4 protein-coding genes are annotated in these 7527 nt (G+C 70.5%); all 4 read right to left on the minus strand.

Going from position 1 to position 7527, the window contains the following annotated elements:
* Positions 1 to 5: 5 nt before the first annotated feature.
* From eccD to ABZS42_RS03990, 4 genes are read right to left on the minus strand one after another with little or no spacing between them, the layout of a single operon-like run.
* Positions 6 to 1412: a type VII secretion integral membrane protein EccD gene (gene eccD / locus ABZS42_RS03975; protein WP_355142321.1), complete on the minus strand. Its 1407-nt coding sequence runs from the start codon at positions 1410 to 1412 to the stop codon at positions 6 to 8.
* The gene (gene eccCa, locus ABZS42_RS03980; protein WP_355142353.1) at positions 1409 to 5428 is read right to left on the minus strand and encodes a type VII secretion protein EccCa; all 4020 of its coding nucleotides are present in this window, start codon (positions 5426 to 5428) and stop codon (positions 1409 to 1411) included. Before eccCa ends, eccD begins: the two co-directional genes overlap by 4 nt.
* Positions 5389 to 5763 carry a hypothetical protein gene (locus ABZS42_RS03985; RefSeq protein ID WP_355142323.1) on the minus strand — a complete coding sequence of 125 codons (375 nt, stop codon included), beginning with the start codon at positions 5761 to 5763 and terminating at the stop codon, positions 5389 to 5391. Before ABZS42_RS03985 ends, eccCa begins: the two co-directional genes overlap by 40 nt.
* Positions 5756 to 6529: a hypothetical protein gene (locus ABZS42_RS03990; RefSeq protein ID WP_355142325.1), complete on the minus strand. Its 774-nt coding sequence runs from the start codon at positions 6527 to 6529 to the stop codon at positions 5756 to 5758. The genes ABZS42_RS03985 and ABZS42_RS03990 overlap by 8 nt, the downstream gene beginning before the upstream one ends.
* Positions 6530 to 7527 lie beyond the last annotated feature (998 nt).

Genomic DNA, 7527 nt, shown 5'->3' on the forward strand with positions numbered 1-7527 from the left:
GTCACCTACCCGAACAGTCCACGGGCCCCGGCGTAGAAGCCGAGGGTCTGCGCCAGCACCGGCAGCACAGCGGCGCCGGTGGCCACGTCGAGGAAGGTCGCGGAGTACTCCCAGAACGGCAGCATCCGCCGCGGCCAGGGTCGCAGCGCGGCCATGACCAGCGCGAGCAGCACGGCGAGCAGCACGGCGAACAGAACGTAGCGCCAGCCGGGCCCGAGCATCTGGGAGAGCTTCACAACCACCATGAGGTAGCCGACAGTACCGGCGGCGACGAGCGCCAGCCGCTGCCAGAGCCCGAAGAAGGTACGTGCGCGCAACAGGATTGCACTGGCGACCACGGCGACCAGCGTCCACCCGGACCAGCCCGGCACCCGCATGGCGAAGTGGAAGAGCACGACCAGCAGGAGGGCGGAGGCGCCGATCGCCGTGGTCAGATACGTGTCCGCGTCGTTGGTCCGGGCCTTCACCAGCTCGGGGTCCTCGGGCTCGATGTCGTACCGCATGTCCTCGCCGGTCTTCGGCAGCTGCGGGCCGCGGAGCCGGGCGAACTTCACCGCCGCCCGCGGTGCCACCACGACCACCGCGAAGAGCACCGCGAGGGCACCCGATGAGACCTTCTCCGGAGTCGTCCGCGTGCCCGAATGCACCAGCGTGATGCCGATGGTGATCAGCGCCGTGACGCCGACGACCAGCACCGGCGCGGACGGCATGTGCGGGGTTACGGTGCGCTGGACGAGCAGCAGGATCGCCATCACGGCGGCGGTGGCGACCGCCCCGGCGAGGACGGCATGGTTGGTCCAGGCGACGCCCTCGGGAACACCGTCCACCGCGCTGGAGGAGGCCAGCGCCGCGAAGAAGGCTGCCCCGCACCCGAGGAGCAGCGCGAACGCTCCGTCGGTCAGCTTGCGCGCCGCGACCAGCGCGGCGGTCAGCAGAGCCACCGCCAGCACCCCGGCACCGATCACCTGCGGAAGCACCGGGCCCCGGTCGACGAGCAGACCGCCGATCGCGGCCATCCCGACCACCGACAGGACCAGGAACAGCACCCGCCGGTACTCCGGCTTCCAGCGGTCGTCGCGCCGGTTGACAACAGCGGCGACTCCCTCGGCGAGGTCGTCGAACTCCAACTCGGGCAGCGGATCCTCGGCCCGACGCAGGTAGAGCTCCTCGCCCTCCAGCCAGTCCAGGCTCTCCGGCGTGCCGGTCAGCTCGAACGGCCGCTGGCCGAGCCGCTGCAACACCCAGGCACCGTCGGGCAGGTCCTCGCCGGGATTCGCCGCGACTGTGGCGTGTCGCAACAGGAGCGGCAGCAGATTCGCCACGGGTGTGGTCGACGGCACCGCGAGATCGACCTTACGGTCCGGTCCGATCACGCTGATCCGGCACAGTGCGCCCTGGAGCGCGTTGCTCACCTGTATCCCCTCTCATCGGCCGCGTCCATAGGCACGAGACCGGTCTGGATCAGCCGTACGCCACGCCGGGTGACGAGCTGGGCACGCCCCGGCGGCAGGCTGCGCGGGGGCGCCTCACCGAGGAACTTGCCCTCTTCCTTCGGGTACGAGAAGAGCGTCGCCGGCGTACCCAGCTCCCACATGCGCCGCAGTACCGGGTCCATCATCGCTCGCATCGCCCCGGACGTGCTGCGGGCGACGATCACGTGCAACCCGATGTAGATACCCTGGGCCAACAGCGGCAGGATCGGGTCGAGGGTCGATCCAGGCGCGCCTCTGGTCATCAGGTCGTAGTCGTCGACGATGACAAAGAGCTCTGGCCCCTCCCACCAGTCCCGGCGGCGCATCCGCTCGGACGAGACGTCCGCGCCCGGGACCCGCCGATTCATCGAGACGGATGTCTGTCCGGCCAGCTCGTACAGCTTGTCGCCGGTGAAGCTGGACCCGACCTGATACTCGGGCGGGATCGCGGTGTCCAGGTCGCGACGGGAGTCGCCGAGCACGACCTTGGCCTGCTCCGGGGTGTACCGGCGCTGGATGCCCCGCAGGATCACCCGCAACATGTTCGACTTGCCGGTCTCGTTGTCGCCGAAGACCAACAGATGCGGGGTGACCAAGAAGTCGTGCCACACCGGGGCGAGGCGCTGCTCGTCCTGGCCGAGGCAGACCTTGAACTCCGGTTCCGGGTCGGGTAGCTGCGCCACGACCAGGTGGGTGGGGAGCATCCGGACCGGTGGGGCGGCCTCCCCCGGCCAGAAGGTGTTGATCTCCTCGGTCACCGACTTGGTCGCCTCGGCCAGGTCGTCCGTCGCCGAGCTGCCGTCGATCCGCGGTAGTGCACCGAGGAAGTGCAGGCCCCCGGTGATCAGGCCGCGCCCCGGCTGGTTCGGCACGGTGGCAGCCTTGCGGGAGCCCATGTCGGACTCCATCGCGTCGCCGAGCCGCAGCTCCAGCCGCGTGCCCATCAGGTCGCGCAGCCAGGTCCGCATCTCCGACCAGCGGGTCGCGGTCACGATTACGTGCACACCGAACGACAGCCCGCGCGAAACTATCTCCTGGAACTTGTCATCCAGATCGCTGAAGTCCTGCTTCATCGTGTACCAGCCGTCGATCACGAGGAACACGTGACCGAACCGGTCCTCGATCTCTCCCCGCTGGCGGGCGGCCAGATAGGCGGTCATCGAGTCCAGGCCGCGCTTGGTGAATTCGGCCTCCCGCCGCTCCATCACCTGCCGGACCTCCTCCAGGGTCCGGACCACGCGATCGCGCTCCAGCCGGGTCGCGACCGAGCCGACGTGTGGCAACGCCGAGATGGAGGCGAGTCCGCCACCACCGAAGTCGAGACAGTAGAACTGCACCTCCCGTGGGGTGTTGGTCAGCGCGAGGGCCAGCATCAGGCTGCGCAGCAGCGCCGACTTGCCGCTCTGCGGCGCGCCGGCGATGCCGACGTGTCCGTCCGCGCCGCCGAGATCCGCGATGAGCAGCTCGCGGAGCTGATCCTGAGGCTTGTCCACGACGCCGATCGGCACCCGTAGTCGCCCCTGGAGGCTCACGTCGTCCACAGTCATGCCACGCACCGGGTCGGGGACCACGCTGGGCAGCAACGAGTCGAGGCTGGGCGAGGCGGACAACGGGGGTAGCCACACCTGACGGGCCGGTGCGCCGGCACCGGACAGCCGGTCCAACAGCACCTCGACCAGAGTCGGCCTGGTCTCCTGGGGCGTCTCCTCCATCGGCTCCGGGGACGGCTGCGCCGCCCGATCGCGTCGCGGATCGTGCCGGACCCCGATCGGCCTGGCCGCGAACGGCACCACGTCGACCTGCTCGTGCTGGTCGTCGCCCTCGCCGCCGCCGGTGAACCCGGAGCCGGTGTACGGGCCGGACACGTACGCCGACTTGAACCGGACCAGGTTGGTGGTGTCCACCTTGAGGTAGCCGTTACCGGGCTCGGGCGGCAGCTCGTACGCCTTGCCGACGCCGATGACCGCGCGGGACTCCATCGACGAGAACGTGCGCAGCGCCAGGCGGTACGACAGGTGTCCCTCGACCCGGTTGATTCGGCCCTCGTCGAGCCGCTGCGAGGCGAGCAGCAGGTGCACCCCGAGGCTGCGGCCGAGGCGACCGATCGAGACGAAGAGGTCCATGAATTCGGCCTTGCTCGACAGCAGCTCGGAGAACTCGTCCACGACGATCAGCAGCACCGGGAACGGCACGAGCTGCGCGCCGGCCGCGCGGGCCTTCTCGTAGTCGTACAGCGACGCGTAGCCGCTGGCCCGCAGCAGCTCTTGACGCCGGGTCATCTCGCCGTTGAGGGCGTCCTGCATGCGGTCGACCAGGGGCAGTTCGTCGGCCAGGTTGGTGATGACCGCCGAGGTGTGCGGCAGCTTCTCCATGCCCATGAAGGTCGCGCCGCCCTTGAAGTCGACCAGGACCAGGTTGAGGATCTCCGAGGAGTGGGTCGCCGCGAGCCCGATGACGAGGGTACGGAGCAACTCGCTCTTGCCGGATCCGGTGGCACCGATCAACAAACCGTGCGGTCCCATGCCGCCCTGAGCCGACTCCTTCAGGTCCAGCTCGATGACCTCGCCGCTCTCGGTAACACCGATCGGCACCTGCAGCCGGTTGCGCTGTGGTTGCCGAGTCCGCCAGAGGGCGGCCACGTCGAACGTATGCGCGTCCCGGACGCCGAGCAGCGTGGTCAACTCGAAGTTGTTCTCCAGCGGCTCCTCGACCGCGTCGAGGACTCCGCTGGTCCGTTTCGGCGCGATGATCCGGCCTAGCGCGGCTGCCCGTACGTCGTCCAACCCGTCCCGGACCGCCGAACCGGTGGTCGCGCCGGCGGGGAACGTGACCAGGTCGTCCTCCACGGTCAGCCGCAGCACCTTTGGGCCACCGGGCATCTCGCCGGTCAGGTCCAGCAGTACCACGTTGCGCAGACCCGCACCGAGCAGTCGGGAACTGTCCGGCAGATCCACCAGATGCGCGATGATCACCACGAGCGGTTCGCTGGACGCCGGTCGCGCGTCCCGGTCGTGGTCCGGCCGGTCGGTGAGTTCAGGGCCGAACAGGTCCATCAGCTCGTCGTGGCTACCGGCGAAGAGGCGTACCGGGCCGGCCGCGTCGTACGCGCTCGGGTGCGCGTTGTGCGGCAGCCACTTGATCCACTCCCAGGGACCCCGGTGCACCTCGCCCGCGAGCACCGCGATCCGCAGTTCGTCCGGGGCGTGGAAGGTGACCAGTTGCGCCACCATCGCCCGGACCAGGTCGATCGCCGGATCGGCGGCCCCCTCGAACTCGACGCTGGTGAAGCTGCGCAGGCCCACCGAGATCGGGATCCCGGCCACCGTCCGGTACGCCTCGGAGAAACGGCGCAGCGAGATCGAAGCGAGCGGCTCCAAGTCCTCGATCGGCTTTGTTGACGGTGGCGTGAACTTCAGTGTCGCGTTCTGCCGACCGAGGCCGATCCGGACCCGGCCGAAGTCGTCGTTACCGGGTCGACGCTCCCAGAGCCGGCTGCTCATCGCGACCGACCACAGCCAGTCCGGTTGTGGGTTGTTCCAGAGCACGAACTGTCGCTGCTCGTCGGCGGCCTTCCTGGCCTGCCTGCGCAGCTGGTTGATGTAACGCAGGAAGTCCCGGCGCTCACCGCTCATCTTGCGCTTGCGTTCGGACGCGTTCCGGCCGATCTGGAGGACGCCCATGAGCAGCATGCCGCCGGCCATCGCGCCGCCCATCACATACATGATCGGAGCACGGCTGTACAGGCCGAACATGGCCATCATGCCGCCCATGCCGAGCCCCATCGGCACGATCATCGCGAAGGACCGGAAGTCGAGCGGTGCCTCCTCCGCCATCAGCGGCGGCTCCTGCAACTCCACCTCGCCGTCGGGCGCCTCCGGTCCAGCCGCCCGCGGGGGCCGCTTGACGGTGACCGTACTCATCCCAGCACCCCCAGATCGGATCCGCCGCCGGCCCAGGCGTCGTTCTCCTGGCGCAGCAGCTTGACCGCGTAACGGTCGTTGCGGGCACGCTCCGTGGCCTTCTCCTCGTCCTCGTCCTCGTCGCCCACGTTCCTGCCCCTGCCTTGCCGGCGCTCGGCGGCCTCGCGGGCCTCGGCCTCCTCACGCTCGCGTGCCCGGGTCTCCAACATCTCGCGCTTCCTCGCCCGCATCAGCTCGAAGCGTTCGTCAACCGTCAGCGTCGGACCACCGCAGTGCAGCGGCATCTCGTCATCGACCCCGCTCGGTGCACCGGAGGTGGTCCTCCGCCATACCGGACGCGCGGCAATCACCTCGTCGGAGAAATCAGGCATTGGTCAGCCCCTCGGCGTGGTCCGGGTCGAGGTCTTCGTCGGCGAGCCACCAGGAGTCGCTGTCGTCGTCCCATCCGGAGATGTCGTTGTCTCGTTCACCTGGTCGCACCACCGGAACATGGTCGTCGCCCGGCGGCGGCTCGGCGCGCACGACCTCGTCGTTCCAGGTCGCGTCGTTCTCCGCCAGGTGTTGCGCGGCGTCCGGCCGCTCGCCTGGCTCGTCCTCGTCCGCGACGCCGGGCACAGCGACGCCCGCGACCGGCATGCCCGTCGGCGCCTCGACCTGGTTCGGTGTGGCTGGCGGCCCGATCGGCGCGGTCGGGACGTTGACGGCCACTCCTCCGGCGGCAGCGACGATCGTGGCCGCGGGCACGGTGAACGCCGCCGCGCCCAGTCCGACGTCGAACACGGGCACAGCGGCGGTACGTCGCCGGTCCTGGTCGTCCGGCCCGGCGTCGACCGCGGACGCAGCGGCCGGACGTCGCCGCTCCTGGCTGTCCGGCCCAGGAAGCCCCGGAACGTCGACGGCGGCTACCGGCCCGGAGGTGGGAGCCTGGGGCAGGTTGGCGACCAGCAGCCCGTCCGTCACCGCCGATTCCGGCGTGTCGGGAACCGGCTCGGTCGGCGACGACGGAAGCTCGTCGAACTGCCCGGACTCCTCCCCCACCAGGTCCTGTGCGCCGGGCTCGGCGCCGTCCCGGTCGGTCTCGGCCGCGGCCACGAGCAGGGGAAGGACGTGCGCCCGCACCGGTTCCGGGGTGGCCAATCCGACTCCACCGCTCGCCGTCCCGGTTGGTGCGTCGGGGATCTCGACGCCACCCGCGTCAGACGGCTGCCAGGCGTCACCATCACCATCGAGCAGGCCAGAGGCGTCTGGCTTCTCCGGAACACCAGACCCAGACCCGCCAGCACCCCCACCGCCACCACCAGGCGACATCGGCAAACCACCCATCGGCGAACCGAGTCCCGCGCCGCCGGGCGGGGCACCACCAGACGCGTCAGGCACATCGACGGCGCGTACGTCCGTCGGCTTCCAGTCGTCGAAGTCCCCATCGAGCAGACCGGAAGAATCCGGCTTCTCCGGAACACCAGACCCAGACCCGCCAGCACCCCCACCGCCACCACCAGGCGACATCGGCAAACCACCCGGCACCCCGCCAGGCACACCACCTGGCAGGCCGCCGTCCGCTCCCGGTCCGGTGAGGTCCGGGACCTCGACGCCGTCGCCGATTCCGTCACCCGAACCTGTCGTACCGTCCGGAGGCCCCGGAACGGCCGGCGGCTTGATGCCGGAGTTCGCGCCGCCGTTTCCGCTGCCGCCGTTTCCGCCGCTGGTGCTCGGCTGGGGTGGCGGCACCAGCCCGGGTGGGATGAACCCACCTCCGGTGTTCGGGTTGTCGAAGCCGGGCAGACCACCGCCGGAGCCTCCCGGGCCACCACCGACACCCCCGACGTTTGGTGGGGTGGGCGGCGGCGGCCCCGCCAGATCGGTGTTGCCGACGTCCGGTGGGGTGAGCGGCGGCGGCCCCGCCAGATCGGTGTTGCCGACGTCCGGTGGGGTGAGCGGCGGCGGCCCCGCCAGATCGGTGTTGCCGACGTCCGGGGGCCCCGGGATGTCCGGCGGAGCCACGTCCGGCGGAGGAGGCGCAGTCGGCGGAGGAGCCCCACCCGGCGGAGGAGGCGCAGTCGGCGGAGGAGCCCCACCCGGCGGAGGAGGCGCAGTCGGCGGAGGAGCCCCACCCGGCGGAGGAGGCGCAGTCGGCG

It is taken from the genome of Micromonospora sp. NPDC005367 (genome assembly GCF_040606825.1).
Taxonomy (GTDB): Bacteria; Actinomycetota; Actinomycetes; order Mycobacteriales; family Micromonosporaceae; genus Micromonospora.

What these genes read in the sequence shown, in the direction of transcription:
- ABZS42_RS03985 (WP_355142323.1), bottom strand. Translation starts at nt 5,763, where the DNA reads ATGCCTGATTTCTCCGACGAGGTGATTGCCGCGCGTCCGGTATGGCGG.